At 40.4% G+C, this 18427-nt stretch carries 17 protein-coding genes, 1 tRNA gene, 2 rRNA genes, 1 other RNA gene, 1 pseudogene and 1 other annotated feature; of the genes and pseudogenes, 6 read left to right on the top strand and 16 right to left on the bottom strand.

Going from position 1 to position 18427, the window contains the following annotated elements; all coding sequences use genetic code 11:
* The 8 genes from BAE31_RS03330 to tadA all read right to left on the bottom strand — a co-directional run.
* Positions 1 to 130: ribosomal RNA gene (locus tag BAE31_RS03330) — 16S ribosomal RNA — on the bottom strand; the annotation flags it as partial.
* Between the two features lie 274 nt (positions 131 to 404).
* The gene (locus tag BAE31_RS03335) at positions 405 to 668 is read right to left on the bottom strand and encodes a pro-sigmaK processing inhibitor BofA family protein (protein WP_034284261.1); all 264 of its coding nucleotides are present in this window, start codon (positions 666 to 668) and stop codon (positions 405 to 407) included.
* Positions 669 to 735: 67 nt separating this feature from the next.
* Positions 736 to 960, bottom strand: a complete 225-nt coding sequence (locus BAE31_RS03340; protein ID WP_024425764.1) for a YaaL family protein — start codon at positions 958 to 960, stop codon at positions 736 to 738.
* 18 nt (positions 961 to 978) lie between these two features.
* Positions 979 to 1575, bottom strand: a complete 597-nt coding sequence (gene recR / locus BAE31_RS03345; RefSeq protein ID WP_003218094.1) for a recombination protein RecR — start codon at positions 1573 to 1575, stop codon at positions 979 to 981.
* 15 nt (positions 1576 to 1590) lie between these two features.
* Positions 1591 to 1914: a YbaB/EbfC family nucleoid-associated protein gene (locus BAE31_RS03350; protein WP_008342011.1), complete on the bottom strand. Its 324-nt coding sequence runs from the start codon at positions 1912 to 1914 to the stop codon at positions 1591 to 1593.
* Positions 1915 to 1940: 26 nt separating this feature from the next.
* On the bottom strand, positions 1941 to 3653 hold the full coding sequence (gene dnaX / locus BAE31_RS03355) for a DNA polymerase III subunit gamma/tau (RefSeq protein ID WP_041106245.1): 1713 nt from the start codon (positions 3651 to 3653) through the stop codon (positions 1941 to 1943).
* A gap of 330 nt (positions 3654 to 3983) precedes the next feature.
* An RNA gene (gene ffs, locus BAE31_RS03360) (signal recognition particle sRNA large type) lies at positions 3984 to 4248 on the bottom strand.
* A 76-nt stretch (positions 4249 to 4324) separates the two neighbouring features.
* Positions 4325 to 4801 carry a tRNA adenosine(34) deaminase TadA gene (gene tadA / locus BAE31_RS03365; RefSeq protein ID WP_041106248.1) on the bottom strand — a complete coding sequence of 159 codons (477 nt, stop codon included), beginning with the start codon at positions 4799 to 4801 and terminating at the stop codon, positions 4325 to 4327.
* A 79-nt stretch (positions 4802 to 4880) separates the two neighbouring features.
* On the opposite strand from tadA, the gene BAE31_RS03370 reads away from it, so the two are divergent.
* From BAE31_RS03370 to BAE31_RS03385, 4 genes are all read left to right on the top strand, one after another.
* Entirely contained in the window at positions 4881 to 5435 is a 555-nt protein-coding gene (locus BAE31_RS03370) for a cysteine hydrolase family protein (RefSeq protein ID WP_041106250.1), read from the top strand.
* Between the two features lie 99 nt (positions 5436 to 5534).
* Complete coding sequence (locus tag BAE31_RS03375; protein WP_235566759.1) at positions 5535 to 6782, top strand: glycoside hydrolase family 18 protein; 1248 nt, start codon at positions 5535 to 5537, stop codon at positions 6780 to 6782.
* A gap of 85 nt (positions 6783 to 6867) precedes the next feature.
* On the top strand, positions 6868 to 7491 hold the full coding sequence (locus BAE31_RS03380; RefSeq protein WP_024425759.1) for a deoxynucleoside kinase: 624 nt from the start codon (positions 6868 to 6870) through the stop codon (positions 7489 to 7491).
* The gene (locus BAE31_RS03385; protein WP_003218104.1) at positions 7488 to 8147 is read left to right on the top strand and encodes a deoxynucleoside kinase; all 660 of its coding nucleotides are present in this window, start codon (positions 7488 to 7490) and stop codon (positions 8145 to 8147) included. Before BAE31_RS03380 ends, BAE31_RS03385 begins: the two co-directional genes overlap by 4 nt.
* An 89-nt stretch (positions 8148 to 8236) precedes the next feature.
* On the opposite strand, the gene BAE31_RS03390 is transcribed toward BAE31_RS03385, so the two are convergent.
* From BAE31_RS03390 to pdxS, 5 genes and pseudogenes are all read right to left on the bottom strand, one after another.
* Positions 8237 to 8329 (bottom strand) — tRNA-Ser (locus BAE31_RS03390).
* A 128-nt stretch (positions 8330 to 8457) separates the two neighbouring features.
* Positions 8458 to 8793: pseudogene (locus tag BAE31_RS20115) on the bottom strand (methyl-accepting chemotaxis protein); the annotation flags it as partial.
* 596 nt (positions 8794 to 9389) lie between these two features.
* Entirely contained in the window at positions 9390 to 10664 is a 1275-nt protein-coding gene (serS, locus tag BAE31_RS03400; RefSeq protein WP_024426746.1) for a serine--tRNA ligase, read from the bottom strand.
* Positions 10665 to 10713: 49 nt separating this feature from the next.
* Positions 10714 to 10930 (bottom strand) — a binding site (T-box leader).
* A 53-nt stretch (positions 10931 to 10983) separates the two neighbouring features.
* Positions 10984 to 11574, bottom strand: a complete 591-nt coding sequence (pdxT, locus tag BAE31_RS03405) for a pyridoxal 5'-phosphate synthase glutaminase subunit PdxT (RefSeq protein WP_041106255.1) — start codon at positions 11572 to 11574, stop codon at positions 10984 to 10986.
* 20 nt (positions 11575 to 11594) lie between these two features.
* Positions 11595 to 12479, bottom strand: coding sequence for a pyridoxal 5'-phosphate synthase lyase subunit PdxS (gene pdxS, locus BAE31_RS03410; RefSeq protein ID WP_039175840.1), 885 nt, complete (start codon positions 12477 to 12479; stop codon positions 11595 to 11597).
* Positions 12480 to 12725: 246 nt separating this feature from the next.
* Here pdxS and pdxR point away from each other — a divergent pair, with 246 nt between their 5' ends.
* Positions 12726 to 14204, top strand: a complete 1479-nt coding sequence (gene pdxR, locus BAE31_RS03415) for a MocR-like pyridoxine biosynthesis transcription factor PdxR (protein WP_076839459.1) — start codon at positions 12726 to 12728, stop codon at positions 14202 to 14204.
* A gap of 41 nt (positions 14205 to 14245) precedes the next feature.
* On the opposite strand, the gene BAE31_RS03420 is transcribed toward pdxR, so the two are convergent.
* Both BAE31_RS03420 and guaB read right to left on the bottom strand, forming a co-directional pair.
* On the bottom strand, positions 14246 to 15571 hold the full coding sequence (locus BAE31_RS03420; protein ID WP_041106259.1) for a D-alanyl-D-alanine carboxypeptidase family protein: 1326 nt from the start codon (positions 15569 to 15571) through the stop codon (positions 14246 to 14248).
* A gap of 160 nt (positions 15572 to 15731) precedes the next feature.
* Positions 15732 to 17198: an IMP dehydrogenase gene (guaB, locus tag BAE31_RS03425; RefSeq protein ID WP_041106261.1), complete on the bottom strand. Its 1467-nt coding sequence runs from the start codon at positions 17196 to 17198 to the stop codon at positions 15732 to 15734.
* 121 nt (positions 17199 to 17319) lie between these two features.
* Here guaB and BAE31_RS03430 point away from each other — a divergent pair, with 121 nt between their 5' ends.
* Positions 17320 to 18288, top strand: coding sequence for a YaaC family protein (locus tag BAE31_RS03430; protein ID WP_024426750.1), 969 nt, complete (start codon positions 17320 to 17322; stop codon positions 18286 to 18288).
* Positions 18289 to 18299: 11 nt separating this feature from the next.
* Here BAE31_RS03430 and rrf read toward each other — a convergent pair.
* A 5S ribosomal RNA gene (gene rrf, locus BAE31_RS03435) occupies positions 18300 to 18415 on the bottom strand.
* Between the last annotated feature and the right edge of the window lie 12 nt (positions 18416 to 18427).

Below are 18427 nucleotides of genomic sequence, written 5' to 3' on the forward strand. Positions count from 1 at the left end.
AGGTTACCCACGTGTTACTCACCCGTCCGCCGCTAACATCCGGGAGCAAGCTCCCTTCTGTTCGCTCGACTTGCATGTATTAGGCACGCCGCCAGCGTTCGTCCTGAGCCAGGATCAAACTCTCCGAAAAAGTACAAAACCGAAGTTTTGCTTTTCGCCAGTTTGACTGACTACCTATGAAGTATCATAGGATTTTTTTATAAAAACTCGAATTAACAGGTACGTTTTGTCTTGTTTAGTTTTCAAAGAACTTGTTTACCGCTTCAGAAGCGACTAGAACATCTTATCACATCCAAGTTGTTAGTGTCAACAACTTTTTTGTTATTATGTTTTTTCGTTTCTTCGTCATCAGCGACGTATATTAATTTACCACCCTATCGAATCAAAGTCAATAATATTTTTCATTAAATAATAAACTTTTCAATGACGATTAAAGCTGCTACGCCCGGAATACCCAATAAACCACTAATTCCACTCGTTACAGGGTTAATAGAGACATGTAACCCTAGACTCTCGCCAAATAGGTTGAGGCAAAATAAAAAAAGAGCGCCTGCTACAAACTTCACTCCGATAAGCCCTAACCATTTGAATGGATTCGCCTGCACACCTGACATAAACAACAATAGCACAGCTAGCAAAATTGACCCGATCACAATAACAGGTTCCATAATCCTCTCATCTCCTCTTCATATTGAATAGTACAAGCATATGAGAGGACTATGTATAATAGACCTGCTATTTCCAGTTGTTTAAACGTAAATTCCTCTTTTTCGCTTCTCTCAGATAGAAAAAGTACTTCGCTTGAGCAAGCTTTAATTCGAATAGAATGTCCGGTGAAGGCTCAACGCTATTTGCGACAAGCTTTTTTTGTCTGTTCCATTCTTCCTTTTGCTTAAAAAGCTGTTGAATTAATTTCTCATCGAATTCTTTTCGAATTGATTTTCTGCGAAGAAAACCCATGTACCGTACTTCTCCTTCCTACATCTCACGTCTGCCTTCTAGAGCCTTAGACAGTGTAACTTCATCCGCATACTCTAAATCCCCGCCTACTGGAAGTCCGTGAGCAATGCGAGAGAGTTTAATTCCTGATGGTTTTAACAATCTGGAGATATACATGGCTGTTGCTTCTCCTTCAATGTTTGGATTGGTTGCAAGGATTACCTCTGTCACTTGATCGTCTTGCAATCTTTTTAATAGGTCAGGAATTTTAATATCCTCTGGGCCAATTCCGTCCATTGGCGAAATGGCACCATGAAGCACATGATATAAGCCGTTGTATTCTTTCATTTTTTCCATTGCGATTACATCTTTTGGATCCTGCACTACACAGATAACAGATTGATCTCTTCTTGTATCTTCACAAATATAGCAAGGATCTTGGTCTGTGATATGACCGCATACCGAACAATAAGTTAAATTACGCTTTGCATTTACAAGCGCCTTCGCAAAATCTAGTACGACATCTTCCTGCATACTAAGAACAAAAAAAGCCAGACGGACCGCAGTTTTCGGTCCGATTCCTGGCAATTTCATAAAGCTGTCAATCAGCTTTGATATTGGTTCAGGATATTGCATCTTCAGTTATTCCTCCTAGAATAAACCTGGCATGTTCATTCCTTTTGTGAATTGACCCATCGTTTCATTCGTTAGCTCATCGACTTTTTTCAATGCATCGTTTGTCGCAGCAAGTACAAGATCTTGAAGCATATCGATATCTTCTGGATCAACAACTTCTTCATTAATTGCTACATCAACGACTTCTTTTTGTCCATTTACTTTGACAGTGACCATACCGCCACCAGCTGTACCTTCAAGAACTTTTTCTGCAAGCTCTTCTTGAGCCTTCGCCATATCCTTTTGCATTTTTTGCATTTGTTTCATCATTTTTTGCATATTTCCCATTCCACCGCGCATATGAACACCACTCTCTTTCATTTTTATTAATCTTTAATTTCAATTAAATCAGTTCCTACTAATTTTTTTGCTTCCGCAATCAATGGATCCTCTTCAGTAGAAGTTCCCTGACCATCTGCTTGTTCATCCGGCTGATGATCTCTTAAAAATTCTTCTCTTATTTTACCCCATTGAGCGTCAGGAACGCCAACTAATTCCACTCTTTTTCCTAACATAGACTCTAGCAGTTGTTCAAGATTGGTCCGAACACCGCTTTTATCTTCAGCAACCATTTTACAATGTATTTCAAATTTGAATTTTAAAACAAAGGCATGCGAAGCAGCCGCCACTGGCTCACTGTCCGTTAATAACGCAGCGTGAGACACCTTATTCTGCTGTTTCAACTGGGCAAGGAGCTCTCCCCATTTGCCTTTAATTTTTTCTAACTCAGGCCGTTTCGCTTCTTTTAGAATCTCATGAATTCGGCCGACAGGAGCACGATAGCCATTTTTATTACTTGTTTGTGGTCGAGGCGCCTCCTTTTTTTCTTGAGGGCTATGAGATGGAGACATTGGTACACCTTCGGCTCTTAGCCTCGATAGTTCCTGTTCCAGCCTGTTTATTTTATCTGTTAGCGCCGTTAAATCAGCGTCAGCATGGCCTTGTGTCAATCCTGCTGTTGACTGACACAGCTTTACAACAGCTACCTCAAAGAAAATCCTTGGATGATTTGTCCATTTCATTTCTTGGTGGCTTTTATTCAGGACTTCAATGGTTTCATACAGAAACTGAGGTGTCACACGATCTGACAGCGCCACGAAACTTTCGTCGACCTTTACCTTTTCAAGAACCCCCTCGAGATCTGGTGCCGTTTTATAAAGCAGCATATCTCTAAAGTAAAAAATCATATCCTCTATTAATTTAGCAGCATCTTTCCCCTGCTGGAGCAATTCATTTAATGTATCTAACGCTGTGGCAATATTTTGATCAAAAATTGCTTCAGCAAGCTGACTAATGAAATGCTGCGATACAGCACCTGTAATGAGCAGCGCATCATCAATTGTCAATTGTTCACCACTAAATGAGATCGCTTGATCCAAGAGACTTAGTGCATCACGCATACCGCCATCAGCTGCACTAGCAATAATCTCGAGCGAACCCTCCTGTACGTCAAGGCCTTCTGCATCTACAATTTTCTCCATTCTTCCAACAATATCTTTAGTCGTGATTCGTTTAAAATCAAACCGCTGACAACGAGATATGATGGTAAGAGGAATCTTATGGGGCTCTGTGGTAGCCAAAATAAAGATACAATGAGCAGGCGGTTCTTCCAGCGTTTTAAGGAGAGCATTAAATGCACCGATAGAGAGCATATGTACTTCATCTATAATATAAACCTTATATGTAACCGCCGAAGGAGCAAATTTCACTTTATCACGTATATCCCGGATTTCATCTACCCCGTTATTCGAGGCAGCATCTATTTCAATCACGTCTGAAATTGAACCGTTTGTAATCCCTTTACAGGCATCACATTCATTACACGGCTCGCTAACAGGTGACTTTTCACAGTTCACTGCCTTAGCAAAGATTTTGGCAGCACTTGTTTTACCTGTTCCTCTAGGACCTGAAAATAAGTAAGCATGAGAAAACTTTTTCTGCAAAAGGGCATTTTGCAACGTTTTTGTGATGTGTTCTTGTCCAACAACATCCTCAAAAACTTGAGGTCTGAACACTCGATATAAAGCTTGATAACTCACAAATACGCCCTCCTCCATTTATCATCCTTTTCATTATACATGATGCACCGATCAATTCAAAAGCACACCTTTATTTTCTAATATGCCAATAAGATGATTTCAACTAGAGATTTTCTACTTTCCATGTATTAAAAACGTATTTTCTAGCTTTGTAAAAAGACCTGAAACTCCAAACAGAACACCAGTTCTTTTTACGTTTAGTGAAAAAAACAAATGGCACCAAAAAGACTTTTTATCTATTTGTATCACCAAAGCATTTAAGCTATTCTTTGAACAGCAACAAAAAACTCACCTAGTTAAACTAGATGAGTTACATTTAATATTGATTTACCGTGCACCTTCTGTCGATTCGCTACCCCAAGCGTTACTTAAACAGTTAGCTCGGCCCAGGCAACCCTGCGGCACATGAGAGGTTTCACTTAATGCTGCTTCCTTCCGGACCTGACATGGTTCATGAATTCCCATTGCGCAGGACCCAGACGTCAACACCACTTATTTAAGGCAGACCTTGAAGTAAACGAACCTCGAGAAGGGATTCGGCCTCGCTAGAGCGGATTGCGAGTACAGGGCACCGCTACCTCCCCGCTTAGCACGGCAAAATGAATATTAAATTGTTAGTGACGCAGACATAAGTATACCTTCTTATAGCTCAAATTGCAAACGACATCCATTCATTTACTTTTGGCTTGTTTCTTTCGCTGACGGAGATTTCGGAAGAACTGACTTAACAGCTCACCACACTGATTTTCAAGTACACCACCGATGACCTCAGACTGATGATTGAACCGTTCATCATCCAGTAAATTCATTAAAGTACCTGCGCATCCACCTTTTGGATCGTATGCACCAAAAACGACCTTTTTCACTCTAGAGAGAACAATAGCACCCGCACACATTGGGCATGGCTCAAGCGTAACGTAAAGCACAGCATCTTCTAAACGCCAGCTCCCTGTCGCTTTACATGCTTCATCAATAGCAAGTAATTCTGCATGTGCAATCGAACGCTGCTCACTTTCCCTTAAATTATGAGCCCGGCTCACGATTTGATCATCAACAACAATGATCGCACCAATCGGCACTTCCCCTATTTGTTCTGCTTTTAAGGCTTCAGAAATGGCTTCTTGCATAAACTGTTCATCTTTCGTCATGGCACGGCTCTCTTTTCATGTTTTTTAAAAGGAAATTGAGGTTAACATATTATCACAATCTTTTAAAGGGGGTCTTATTTTGTCAAAGCAAACAAAGGCGCTACTTATTATCGACATGATTAATGATTTTGATTTTGAAATGGGACATGTGCTTGCAGAAAAAACAGAGCAAATGACCAATAAAATTTTAGCTCTTAAACAACATGCTTTCAAGGAAAATTGGCCAATCATTTATATCAACGATCACTACGGACTTTGGAAGGCTGATATCCAAGCTGTTTTGGAAACATGCAAAAATGAAAGAAGCGCTCCTATTTTAGAGAAAATGACACCATCTAAAGATAATTACTTCTTAATTAAACCTAAGCATTCTGCCTTCTACGGTACTGCACTAGAGACACTCTTAAATGAATTAGGTGTTGAGGACATTATTCTAACTGGAATTGCCGGAAACATTTGCGTTTTGTTCACTGCAAATGACGCATACATGCGAGAATACAATCTAATTGTACCTAAAGATTGTATCGCTTCAAATGACGACAGAGATAACAACTACGCTTTAACGATGATGGAGAACGTTCTTCTAGCCAAAATCACTACCGCTAAGGAAATCACGAATGAAAATCAAACATGATTTAGCTATAACCCTCATAAATTGTTAGCAATAACAAAGGGGGCGTTGACTATTCAAATTTATGTTGTCAAAAGAGGAGATACTTTAAACGACATTGCTATGCGTTTTAAAACGACAGTCAATGAAATTATCCGTACTAACGAAATCGAAACACCAAATCAACTCGTCATTGGACAAACAATTGTCATTCCAATTAGAGGTCAATTTTATGAGGTCAAACAAAATGACACACTATATCAAATTGGTAGACGGTTTCAAATCTCAGTGGAAGAATTGGCACGCGTGAACAGAATTCGGCCTGAAGCGATACTGCCTATTCGTTTCTTGCTCTATATTCCACAAAGACCGAAAAGGAACATTAATTCCAATGCTTATATTGAACCACGGGGAAATCAAGTCAGTGAAAACTTAAAGCAGGCAGCTAGAGAGGCCTCCCCATACTTGACCCATTTAGAAGTCTTTAGTTTTCAAGCACAAAGAGATGGGACACTGCGAGAACCACCGTTAGACCAACTACCCCAGATTGCCGCTCAGAACAGAACTGTATTAACCATGGTGGTGACAAATCTAGAGAATGAAAAATTCAGTGATGAACTTGGGCGTATTCTTTTAACTAACCAATCTGTCAAAACGGCATTTTTAAATGAAATTGTTCGTGTTGCCAAAAAGTATCAATTCAAGGAAGTCCATTTTGATTTTGAATATTTACGCCCTGCTGATAAAGATGCTTATATTCAATTTTTAAGAGAAGCAACAGCGCGTTTCCATCAAGAAGGATGGACAATATCTGTTGCACTTGCACCAAAAACAAGTAGTCAGCAAAAGGGCAAATGGTATGAAGCCCATGACTATGAAGCGATCGGTAAGATCGTCGATCATGTTGTGTTGATGACCTATGAATGGGGGTACAGCGGCGGCCCTCCACAAGCTGTCTCTCCAATTGGACCTGTCCGCCAAGTCATTGAATATGCATTAACTGTCATACCGGCCAATAAAATTGTAATGGGGCAGAATTTATACGGCTATGATTGGACACTTCCTTTCGTCCAGGGCGGCCCCATAGCCAAAGCCGTCAGTCCTCAACAAGCAATTGCACTTGCTAGAGAGCACAATGTCTCTATCTTATACGACGAAACAGCACAGGCACCCCATTTTCGTTATACAGATGCCAACAACAAAGAGCATGAGGTCTGGTTCGAAGACGCTAGATCAATTCAAGCAAAGTTCAACCTCATCAAAGAGCTAAATTTGAACGGCATTGCTTATTGGAAATTAGGTCTATCTTTCCCACAAAATTGGCTCTTATTATCAGATCAATTTAATATTGAAAAAAGAACGACATCGTAATCCATTCACTCTATCTATTAGAAGGGGTATGGTACAATATACATTGGTTTGACAACTTTAACTTTATAGATAGAGGAGAACGCCTATGTATCCTGCCCCTTTTATTGCAGTGGAAGGCCCGATTGGAGCCGGAAAAACAACTTTGGCTACAATGCTTGCGAAGGAATTTCAATTTCCTTTAGTAAAAGAGATTGTAGAAGAAAATCCATTCTTAGATAAATTTTATGAAGATATGGAACAATGGAGCTTTCAGCTTGAGATGTTCTTTTTATGCAATCGGTTCAAACAGTTAGAATCAATTGAAGAAAACTATGTGAATAAACAGCAGCCAGTTGTCACTGATTATCACGTCTATAAAAATATGATATTTGCAGAAAGAACATTATCAAAAAAGCACATGGATAAATACAGAAAGATCTATCATCTGCTAACAGATGATCTTCCTAAACCAAATGCCATGATCTATATAAAAGCCAGCCTTCCCACCTTACTTGAAAGAATACAGATGAGAGGACGCTCTTTTGAAGAAGACATTGACCCAGCTTATTTAAAAACACTCATTGAAGATTATGAGCTGGCTATTGAACATTTAAAACAGACTGAGCCAGGGCTTCCTATCATTACAATTGAAGGAGATCATACAGACTTCGTTTCCTCACAGCAAGATTACCAGCAAATTGTACAGAACATAAAGGAGCAAGTGCTATGAACAATATCGAAATACCAAAGGACGCAGTCATCACAATTGCCGGGACTGTTGGTGTCGGCAAATCAACTATGACCAAAACAATAGCGGACAAGCTAGGGTTTCAAACCTCTCTTGAAAAAGTAGATGATAACCCATATTTAGAGCCTTTTTATTCAGATTTCCAAAGATGGAGCTTCCACTTACAGGTCTATTTCTTAGCTGAGCGTTTTAAGGAGCAAAAGCGGATTTTTGAATCTGGCGGAGGATATGTACAAGATCGTTCCATTTATGAGGATACTGGCATTTTTGCAAAAATGCATGCGGACAAAGGTACGATGTCTGAGGTTGATTATGAAACGTATACAAGCCTATTTGAGGCGATGGTGATGACACCTTACTTCCCTCACCCTGATGTCCTCATCTATCTACACGGGGATTTAGATCATATTTTACATCGTATTGAAGAACGCGGCAGAGAGATGGAAACTCAAACTGACCGAGCTTATTGGGAAGAAATGTACACTCGATACACGGAATGGATCGAACAATTTGATTTATGCCCAGTGATTAAAATTAATATTGAAGATTATGACTTACTTCATGATGAAAGCTCACTTGATCCCATTCTTCACGAAATAGCTTCTGTTATTCAAAAAAATCGCTCTAAAACAAAATAAAAAAAACCGCTGCATTCGCGAAATGCAGCGGTTTGACAATTTCCAATTTTTATGCTTGCGTTCAATTCAACTAAGGTAAAAAATCAATATGGCGGAGGAAGAGGGATTCGAACCCCCGCGGGCTTTGACACCCCTGTCGGTTTTCAAGACCGATCCCTTCAGCCGGACTTGGGTATTCCTCCGTATCGACAAGAATTAATATACCATATCATTTTATTTGAAGTCAACATCTTTTCGAAAAAAAATTCAATATGTGATTTTGGCATGATGATTGCCTATAAAAAAGCAGCCATTGACGGCTGCTCTCGATCTATTTCGTATCCTGTCTAATTTCTTCAATAAACTGATTCATCTCTACTTTAAACTCATTTAATGACTCGATAATCTTCGTAAAGTCTGTCACTTGTTTGGCTTGTTCATTTGTTGAGCTGCTGATTTGTGAGATGTTTTCAGACAGAGTGCCAATGCTGTCTTGGATTTCTTTTAAAAATGTATTAATGGTTTCAGCCGCTTCCTTCGAGCCATCTGATAATTTGCGAACTTCATCAGCAACGACAGCAAACCCTTTTCCGTTCTCACCTGCTCTTGCGGCTTCAATTGCAGCATTTAAACCGAGCAGATTTGTTTGTCTAGCGATTCCGCCAATGGTTTTGACGACTTCTTCAATATTCGCAGATTTCTCTTCCGCTCTTCCTGCCTGTTCGCTTATTTCTAAACTTGTGGCAGCCAGCTCTTGTGAATGTGCAGCAATTTGCTCAATTCCACCTTGGAGTTCTTTCGCTACTTTATTGATTTGCTCCATATAACCGCTTAATTTCTTTTCACGATGATGTGAAAATGCCACTAAAAAAGAGCCAATTACTTTTCTATCTTCATCAAAAATCGGGTAACCTTTTACAGCAATTTCATAACCATATAAATGCTCTGGTAAATGACCGTCATATTCTTGTCCTCTTAATGTCGTCGCCACATTTTGGTCTTCTGGGTTCAATGGGTCTCCAACTTTCATACCAAAATCTATTGTGTTAGATGGGTAATAACAAAGTATCTTCTCTGTATCTGTGATGCCGAAAAGAATACTTTCATCTAGTACCTTTCTAAGTAAATGAGCCATTTCAACATAATAGTCAAGCCTATTCAAGGTTATTCCTTCTTTCCTAGAAGCTTTTAATTTTTTTATCGGCTAAATTCAGGAAAACTGTAGGACTTTTGGTAAAAAGAAAAAGATGCCTTGACGGCATCTTATTTCATCACTTCTTTATTTCCCATATAAGGACGCAGTACTTCAGGAATGATCACTGTGCCGTCCTCTTGTTGATAGTTTTCTAAAATAGCCGCTACAGTTCTTCCTACCGCTAATCCAGATCCATTTAATGTGTGGACATGTTCTGGCTTCGCTTTAGGCTCTGGACGGAAACGAATGTTTGCACGTCTTGCCTGGAATGCTTCGAAGTTACTGCAAGAAGAAATTTCACGGTACGTATTCTGGCTCGGAATCCACACTTCGATATCGTATTTCTTCGCAGCTGTGAAGCCTAAATCTCCCGTACACATGCTCATGACACGGTATGGCAGGTTCAATAGCTGAAGAACTTTTTCTGCTTGATTTGTTAATTTCTCTAATTCTTCATAAGAATCTTCTGGTCTGACAAATTTCACAAGCTCTACCTTGTTAAATTGATGCTGACGGATGAGTCCACGTGTATCTCTGCCAGCAGATCCAGCTTCTGATCTAAAGCAAGCACTGAATGCTGCATAGTTGATTGGCAGCTGTTCGCCTTCGAGGATTTCGTCACGATGCATGTTCGTAATTGGCACTTCAGCTGTTGGAATGAGGAAGTAATCTTCTTCACGTATTTTAAAGGCATCCTCTTCGAATTTTGGAAGCTGACCAGTTCCTGTCATGCTCGCTCTGTTGACCATATAAGGTGGAAGCACTTCAGTAAAACCAAACTCATCCACATGTAAATCGAGCATAAAGTTATACAATGCGCGCTCTAAGCGGGCGCCAAGCCCTTTATAAAAAACGAAACGGCTTCCTGTCACTTTTCCTGCACGTTCAAAATCAAGGATTTTTAGCTCATCAGCTACGTCCCAATGTGGTTTTGGTTCAAATGAGAAGGCTGGCTGTTCGCCCCATTTTCTCACTTCCACGTTGTCGTCTTCTGTTTCACCAACTGGTACAGAGTCATGAGGGATATTTGGAATTGAGAACAGGATGTGCTGCAGGCTCTCTTCTACTGTTCTTAGCTCATCATCCAGCTTCTTGATCTCATCTCCTACCTCACGCATTTCTTGAATAATGTGATCGGCGTCTTTCTTTTCTCTTTTTAGAACGGCCACTTGCTGTGATACTTCATTTCTTCGGCTCTTTAATTCTTCTGTTTTCCCGATTAATTCTCTTCTTTTTTGATCTAGCTCACCAAACTTATCAAAATCCGCTAAATCTTCGCCTCGGTGTGCTAATTTTTCTTTGATTTGATCAAAGTCCGTGCGCAGTTGTTTAATATCAAGCATGTGTAACACTCCTTTTTTTATCGAAAAATAAAAAGAGCCCTCATCCCATGAAAGGGACGAGAGCTCTCGCGTTGCCACCCTGATTGAAAACATGCAGAAGCATGCTTTCCTCTTTCCTCTGTAACGGTATCACCGTAAATGCTTACTTCTCGTGTTTCAGCATTTCGCTCAAGGATGGATTCAGAATGCATCTTTCACCGATTCTCACCAACCATCGGCTCTCTGAGAAAGAGGGGCTTCTTACTATTTCCCGTCAACGCTTTTTCGATCTTTGATTGTGATTTTAATGTACTATAAGTTTTATCTCTTTTCAACCGTTTTATACAGCAAGCTTCGTTTTGTAGGACTTCACCATGTCTACAAACAGCTGTGTTAACCGGTGATCGTCTGTCAGCTCTGGATGAAAAGAGCAGCCTAAGATATTGTTTTCTTTCGCCATCACAATCCTGCCATCATATTCAGCCATGATTTCTACGTCATTATCTGCGCTGATGATATGAGGCGCACGGATGAATACCCCTGTAAACGGGGCATCCAGTCCTTTTACTTCTAAATCTGCTTCAAAGCTGTCTACCTGTCTGCCAAAAGAGTTCCGTGCAACAGATACATTTAATAGGCCAAGATGAGCATCTTCTCGATCTTCGATATGCTTTGCCAGCATAATCAAACCGGCACATGTCCCGAAAATCGGTTTCCCTTGAGCAGCGAACGCCTTGATCGGTTCAATGAATTGGTACGTATCCATAAGTCTCCTCATCGTCGTACTTTCTCCACCAGGGATAATCAAACCGTCAACGGATTCTAGCTCTTCTACTCGTTTGATGATCTTTCCTTCTGCGCCGCAGGCTTCAATCGATTGAATATGCTCTCTCACCGCTCCTTGAAGCCCTAGTACACCAATTGTCAGCATGTTCGTTTGCGCTCCCTTAATTACCAGCCACGCTCTTGCATACGTTCTTCTGGCAGTAGATTTGAAATTTCAATTCCTTTCATAGCTGTTCCAAGCTCTTTTGAAAGTTCTGCAATAAGACGGTAATCAGTGTAATGAGTCGTTGCTTCAACAATTGCTTTTGCAAATTTAGCTGGATTGTCTGATTTGAAAATACCAGATCCGACAAATACACCGTCTGCGCCAAGCTGCATCATTAACGCAGCATCTGCTGGTGTCGCAACGCCTCCTGCTGCAAAGTTCACAACTGGCAGCTTGCCGTCTCTTTTGATTTGCAGCAATAATTCATAAGGCGCGCCAAGATTCTTGGCTTCTGTCATCAGTTCATCTTCACTCATAGCCGATACTTTACGAATCTGAGCATTGACCTTTCTCATATGACGAACAGCTTCTACGATGTTGCCTGTCCCAGGTTCTCCTTTTGTACGAAGCATAGAAGCGCCTTCTGCGATACGGCGGGTTGCCTCACCTAAGTCACGGCATCCACAGACAAAAGGTACTGTGTATTCATTTTTATTTAAATGGAATTCCTCATCTGCGGGCGTCAGCACTTCACTCTCATCGATATAATCAACACCAAGTGCTTCAAGAACACGAGCCTCGACGATGTGGCCGATACGTGCTTTTGCCATGACTGGAATCGTTACTGCATTTTGTACTTCCTCTACGATTCTTGGGTCTGCCATACGGGCAACACCGCCTGCTGCACGGATATCAGCTGGTACTCGTTCTAGTGCCATGACTGCCACCGCACCTGCTTCTTCTGCAATTTTTGCCTGCTCCGCATTGACGACATCCATAATGACGCCACCCTTTTGCATTTCTGCCATTCCACGTTTCACTCGTTCAGTTCCCTTATTGCTCACAATAGTTTCCTCCCATTTGTCTATTCGATTCATTCAACATCTTTATCATACAAGCGAGAAAGTATAACAATAAAGAGAATAGTATAACAATTCAAACAGCCGATAAAAAAGAATAAACCCTTGTATATAAAGGGTTTCCAGCTAAAAACATGTCATTTTCTCTTTCAAGTGTGATTTACATGCTATAATGCAACTATAACAATTAAAATTCATGTATAACAATGTTGCATTCTATGGAGGGGTTTCATGCATATTGATATCCATCGACACTCTGATACATCTCTTTCAAATCAAATTTACTTTTCAATCATTGACCACATTCAATCAGGTTTGCTTCAGCAAGGAGAAAAGCTGCCAACTGTACGTGATTTAGCTAAGCAGCTCAATGTGAGTCTTGTCACGGCAGCAAAAGCATACACCCGATTAAAGGACGACGGATATTTAAAGACGGTGCAAGGTAAAGGAACATTTGTGGATGAGCAGCAAGAGCAGGCAGAGATTCCGGTTCCATCATCTACTTCTTTCGATTGGCAGTTGTCGATTCCAGATTATTTACCACGGTCTCAATTCGCTCAGTATCACTATGTCGAAGAAGCCATTAACCTTTCTTCCTCTATGATCGATCCAGGGCTTTTGCCCAACCGGTATTTAGAAAAAGAGATGCAGCATGTACTAGCCAGGCATCCCCAAATCATGTCGAAGTATGGTGAGATACAAGGTGACCTTCAGCTGCGACAAGTCATTCAATCATTTTTAGAAAAGTTGGATGTGCCGTCTACACCTGAAAATATCCTAGTAACAAGTGGTTCTCAGCAAGGGCTTGATTTGGTGGCACGTACGTTTATTGGGCCGGATGATGTGGTTGTCATGGAAGCACCGACCTATCCCGGGGCCATTGATGTCTTTATGGGCAGAGGAGCAAGAATCATTACCGTCCCTGTCGATCATGAAGGGATGAACATGAAGCAGCTTCAAAGCATTTGTGATAAATATAAACCGAAGCTCATCTATACGATTCCTACTTTTCACAGTCCGACAGGGGCCAGTATGTCGATGAAACGCAGAAAACAGCTTCTCTTACTGGCTCAAAGCATAGATTGTCTCATTGTAGAAGATGACCCTTATCGTGAGCTTTATTTTGAAAAGAAACCGCCAGCACCTATTAAAAGCTTGGACCATGATGGACACGTCATTTATTTACGAGGGTTAAGTAAAACACTGGCTCCAGGATGCAGAATAGGGATTATCACCGCATCAGGCTCGATATTTAACCGCTTATTAGCTGCAAAGGCCAATAATGACTTAGGCAGCCCTCTCCTCACACAAAAGGCCATATTGCCGTTTCTGACATCGAAGAAAATGATTGATCATACGAAGAAGCTAAGAACCGCCTTGAAGGTGAGACGCGATTTGATGATGGATGTGTTAACGAAGTACGCACCAAAAGATGTAACTTGGCAAATTCCACAGGGCGGACTCAATTTATGGCTCAGCTTTCCTTCCTGGGTCGATACACGAGCACTGTTACATGAGGCACGTAAGCATCAAATTACTTTTCTGCCTGGCTCTGTCTGCTATCCTGGAGAACCGAAACAGAATTATATCCGCCTCAGCTTTTCTTATGTGAATGAAAAAGCACTGGCCGAGGGCGTGGAAAAGTTATGTGGTATTTTTCAGCAAGCCTTGTCCACTCCTCAAAATCAGAAGCAATCGCTCTTCTTTTAACGATAAAAAAACTGCTCTCATGTATAGAGAGCAGTTTTTTATTAGAACCAGCCTTTTACTGTGTCAACGATTCCGCCCCAAATGCCAGCGAAGAATCCACCTACACCGCGCATTGCAAGGATGAACCAGTTTGCTTTTTCATCGCTTGTTTTCGTCACAAGCTCAACACCTGATTGGTCTTTATTTAAATAACCGTAGTCCTTCTCATCACCAGAATAAGAAGTCGTCAGCATGCCAACCTTCGTTCCTTTTTTAATAGGAGCTTCTAGTTTCTTTTTTTCGATATTTACTTTTGCTTTATAGCTCTTTTCGTCACCATTTTTTACTGGCACAGAAAATGCTTCTTTCGTCACAACAGGTACTTCTTTATCTTTGCCTTTATCCACTTCGATGTTTTCATGTCCTTTAATTTGTTGATCTTTTTTGTACATTTCTTTCATCGTGAAGTTTTTAAACGCATAGTCGAATAGTTTTTTTGCCACGTCGAAACGTGCTGTATGAAGATTACCTTTTGCATTCAAGATAACTGCGATGACACGCATGTCACCTTGTTTTGCTGTACCTGTGAAGCTAGAACCGGCTGAATCTGTAGATCCTGTTTTCAGACCGTCAACACCTTTATATTCCTTCACAAGTCCTTTAAGCATGAAGTTCCAGTTAGGCATGTCCATTTCATCGTCCGTGCCTTCTCTGAACTTTGTTTTCGCAATACTTGCTGTTTCAAGAATTTCTGGATGGTCTTTGATGAGATGCTGTGCAAGCAAAGCCATATCTTTTGCAGATACTTCACTTTCTTCATCAGGCCCTGTACCTTTTGGCTGTTGGCCATGTAAGTCTTTATTTTCCAGACCAGTTGCATTCACGAATTTGTAGTTTGTTAAACCAAGTTCTTTTGCTTTTGCGTTCATTTTTTCAACAAATTTCGATTCTGATCCAGCGATCACTTCTGCTAAACCAATCGCTGCTGCATTTGCCGAATAAATAGCCGTTGCTTGATAAAGTTCTTTTACTGTATACGAACCATCTTTTCTCAAAGGAACGTTGGATAAGCTGCGGTCCTGAGAAATTTCGTATACATAATCATCTGGCGTATACTTTTGATCCCATTTCACTTTTCCTTCAGCAATTGCCTCTAGTAATAGATACTCTGTCATCATTTTTGCCATACTTGCAATAGGCAGTCTTTGATCTGCGTTTTTACTATAAAGAATTTTACCTGTAGAAGCTTCAATAAGGATCGCTGCTTTCGCATTCACACTGAATGGATCTTCAGCAGCTTTTGCTTTGGACATTGGTGTAAATGCTGTAACAATCAATGCCAATGCAAGGATAGAGACCATAAGCTGTTTCAATATCTTGCTGTTCAATCGTCATACCTCCGTATTCATCTTTTTTCGACGTTTTTCATATATATGTAATCCACAAGGGCTTATCTCAACACAACAGTATAAATTTTATCACAATAAAGACAAAAAAAATAGACAGAGTCATAGACCCTGTCAAATGTAATTTGATTGTCACAATTTATCAAGAAATTGTGTAGTTTGGTGATTCTTTTGTAATTTGTACATCATGTGGATGACTCTCACGAAGTCCTGCACCCGTCATACGAATGAATTGTGCTTCTTCTCTAAGAGTGCGTAAATCTTGTGTTCCACAATAACCCATACCAGAACGAATACCGCCAACTAGTTGATACACTGTATCAACGACTGGCCCTTTGTATGGTGTACGGCCTTCAATACCTTCAGGAACGAATTTTTTATTATCTTCTTGGAAGTAACGATCTTTACTTCCTTTTTCCATTGCAGCGACAGAACCCATACCACGATAAACTTTGAATCGTCTACCTTGGAAAATTTCTGTTTCTCCTGGGCTTTCAGATGTACCAGCTAGAAGGCTTCCAAGCATAACAGCATGTCCGCCAGATGCTAATGCTTTCACGATATCACCTGAATATTTAATTCCACCATCTGCAATAATAGCTTTACCATGTTTTCTTGCTTCTGTTGCACAGTCATAGATCGCTGTGATTTGTGGTACACCGACACCTGCAACAACACGTGTTGTACAAATAGATCCTGGTCCGATACCGACTTTTACAATATCTGCTCCTGCTTCAAACAATGCTTTTGTTGCTTCGGCTGTTGCAACATTACCAGCAATGATGTTAAGAGAAGGATACGTTTCACGGATTTTCGATACAGTGTTTAGAACACCTTGAGAATGACCGTGTGCTGTATCAATAACAATGACATCCACATTGGCTTCGACTAATTTTTTCACACGTGTCATTGTATCGCCAGTGACACCAACAGCAGCACCAACAATTAAACGGCCATGCGCATCTTTAGAGGAGTTAGGGAATTCAATCACTTTTTCAATATCTTTGATTGTGATAAGACCTTTTAACGTTCCTTCGTCATCTAAAAGAGGTAATTTTTCAATCTTGTACTGCTGTAGGATTTTTTCAGCTTCTTCTAATGTTGTACCAACAGAAGCTGTCACAAGTTCCTCTTTTGTCATCACGTCGCTAATCTTCATTGAATAATCCGAAATAAAACGAAGGTCACGGTTCGTAATAATACCAACAAGCTTTTGGTCTTGTTCGTTGTTGACAATCGGCACACCTGAAATACGGTATTTACCCATCAAATGCTCTGCATCAAATACTTGATGCTCTGGTGTTAAGAAGAATGGATTTGTAATAACGCCGCGCTCTGAACGTTTTACTTTATCCACCTGTTCTGCTTGCTGTTCAATGGACATGTTCTTATGAATAATACCAAGACCACCTTGACGTGCCATTGCAATCGCCATTTGTGATTCCGTCACTGTGTCCATTCCCGCACTGATAATTGGAATGTTTAGCTTTAATGTGCTTGTTAGCTCCACTGATAAATTGACATCACGCGGAAGTACTTCAGACTTTGCTGGAACAAGCAAAACATCGTCAAACGTCAAACCTTCTTTTGAAAATTTACTTTCCCACATTAGTAAATCCCCCTCTTTTCGGCAAAATATTATATGTAGATTATCAACTAGCAAACAGCATGTCAAGGAAGCAACAAACAGTTGCAATTTTTAGAAAATATAAAGAGAGTTGAGGAAGAAGATGAAAAGTTCAGGATGGAAGGATTTAAAACGTTTTTACTCGCTCGAAACCTCCCAAAAGTTTCTATTTCAACAATATGAGAAACGGAACATTCAAGATGCAAACCAGCAAGCCTATAAAAACTGTGAACGATTTATTTACTTTCTAAAACATGGCCATACGTTTTATGAACAGGCTGCGATCGCGCCTCTAGAACTTAAACCCATTTTATTGTTTTATGGAATGGCACAGCTGCTTAAAGCATGTTTGCTGACAGTGGATCCCCATTATCCTTCTCAAACCTCTGTTTTAGCTCATGGCGTAACATCGAGAAAGAGAAAGAAACAGCATTACCGTTTTAGTGAAGATGAGGTGAAAATTCAAAGAAATGGGCTATGTATGCATGTGTTAAAGCATCTATTTCAATTAAATGGTCTTGAAGATGAGCGATTTACGATGATCCATCTCCTGTCTAAAATACCTGAAATGAGTCATATTCTTGAGTTTCAAAAGCAGCCTTCGACATTAGTTAAAGTAGAAAAGGCTAATGGAATGATGATTCAAGATCATATTCCATTACTTTATAACATGTCTGCTGAACGGTTTATTGAATACTTTGAGTTCCATACAAGCTGGAAACTTAAACAGAGAGAGGCTAAAAAACTGACGTTTGATGTATTTCTTGAAGAAAACCCGGCACTTGCTACTCATCTTCATTATGATTTAGAAATGGATCAATGGTTTATACCGTCAACACGAGATGCTTTTCTAGGGATTCCTGAGATCATCAGCCATTACTTATTGATGTATAACCTTAGTATGATTGCCCGCTACGAAACAGAATGGTGGTACGAGCTGCTGTCTCAATACATTAGCGATGATTACGTCATGATTGAACGCTACATGGAGATTGCAGAAGAGAAGTTCCCAGCATACATCATGATGCTGTTAGAAGAAAAAACAAAAAAGACCAGTTCCGACTGGAACTGATCCTTATAGAAGCTTGGCGGCGTCCTACTCTCACAGGGGGAAACCCCCAACTACCATCGGCGCTGAAGAGCTTAACTTCCGTGTTCGGTATGGGAACGGGTGTGACCTCTTCGCTATCGCCACCAAACCTGATGGAGAG

The sequence above is a fragment of the Bacillus sp. I-2 genome, from assembly GCF_001974945.1.
GTDB classification, from domain to species: Bacteria; Bacillota; Bacilli; order Bacillales; family Bacillaceae; genus Bacillus; species Bacillus safensis.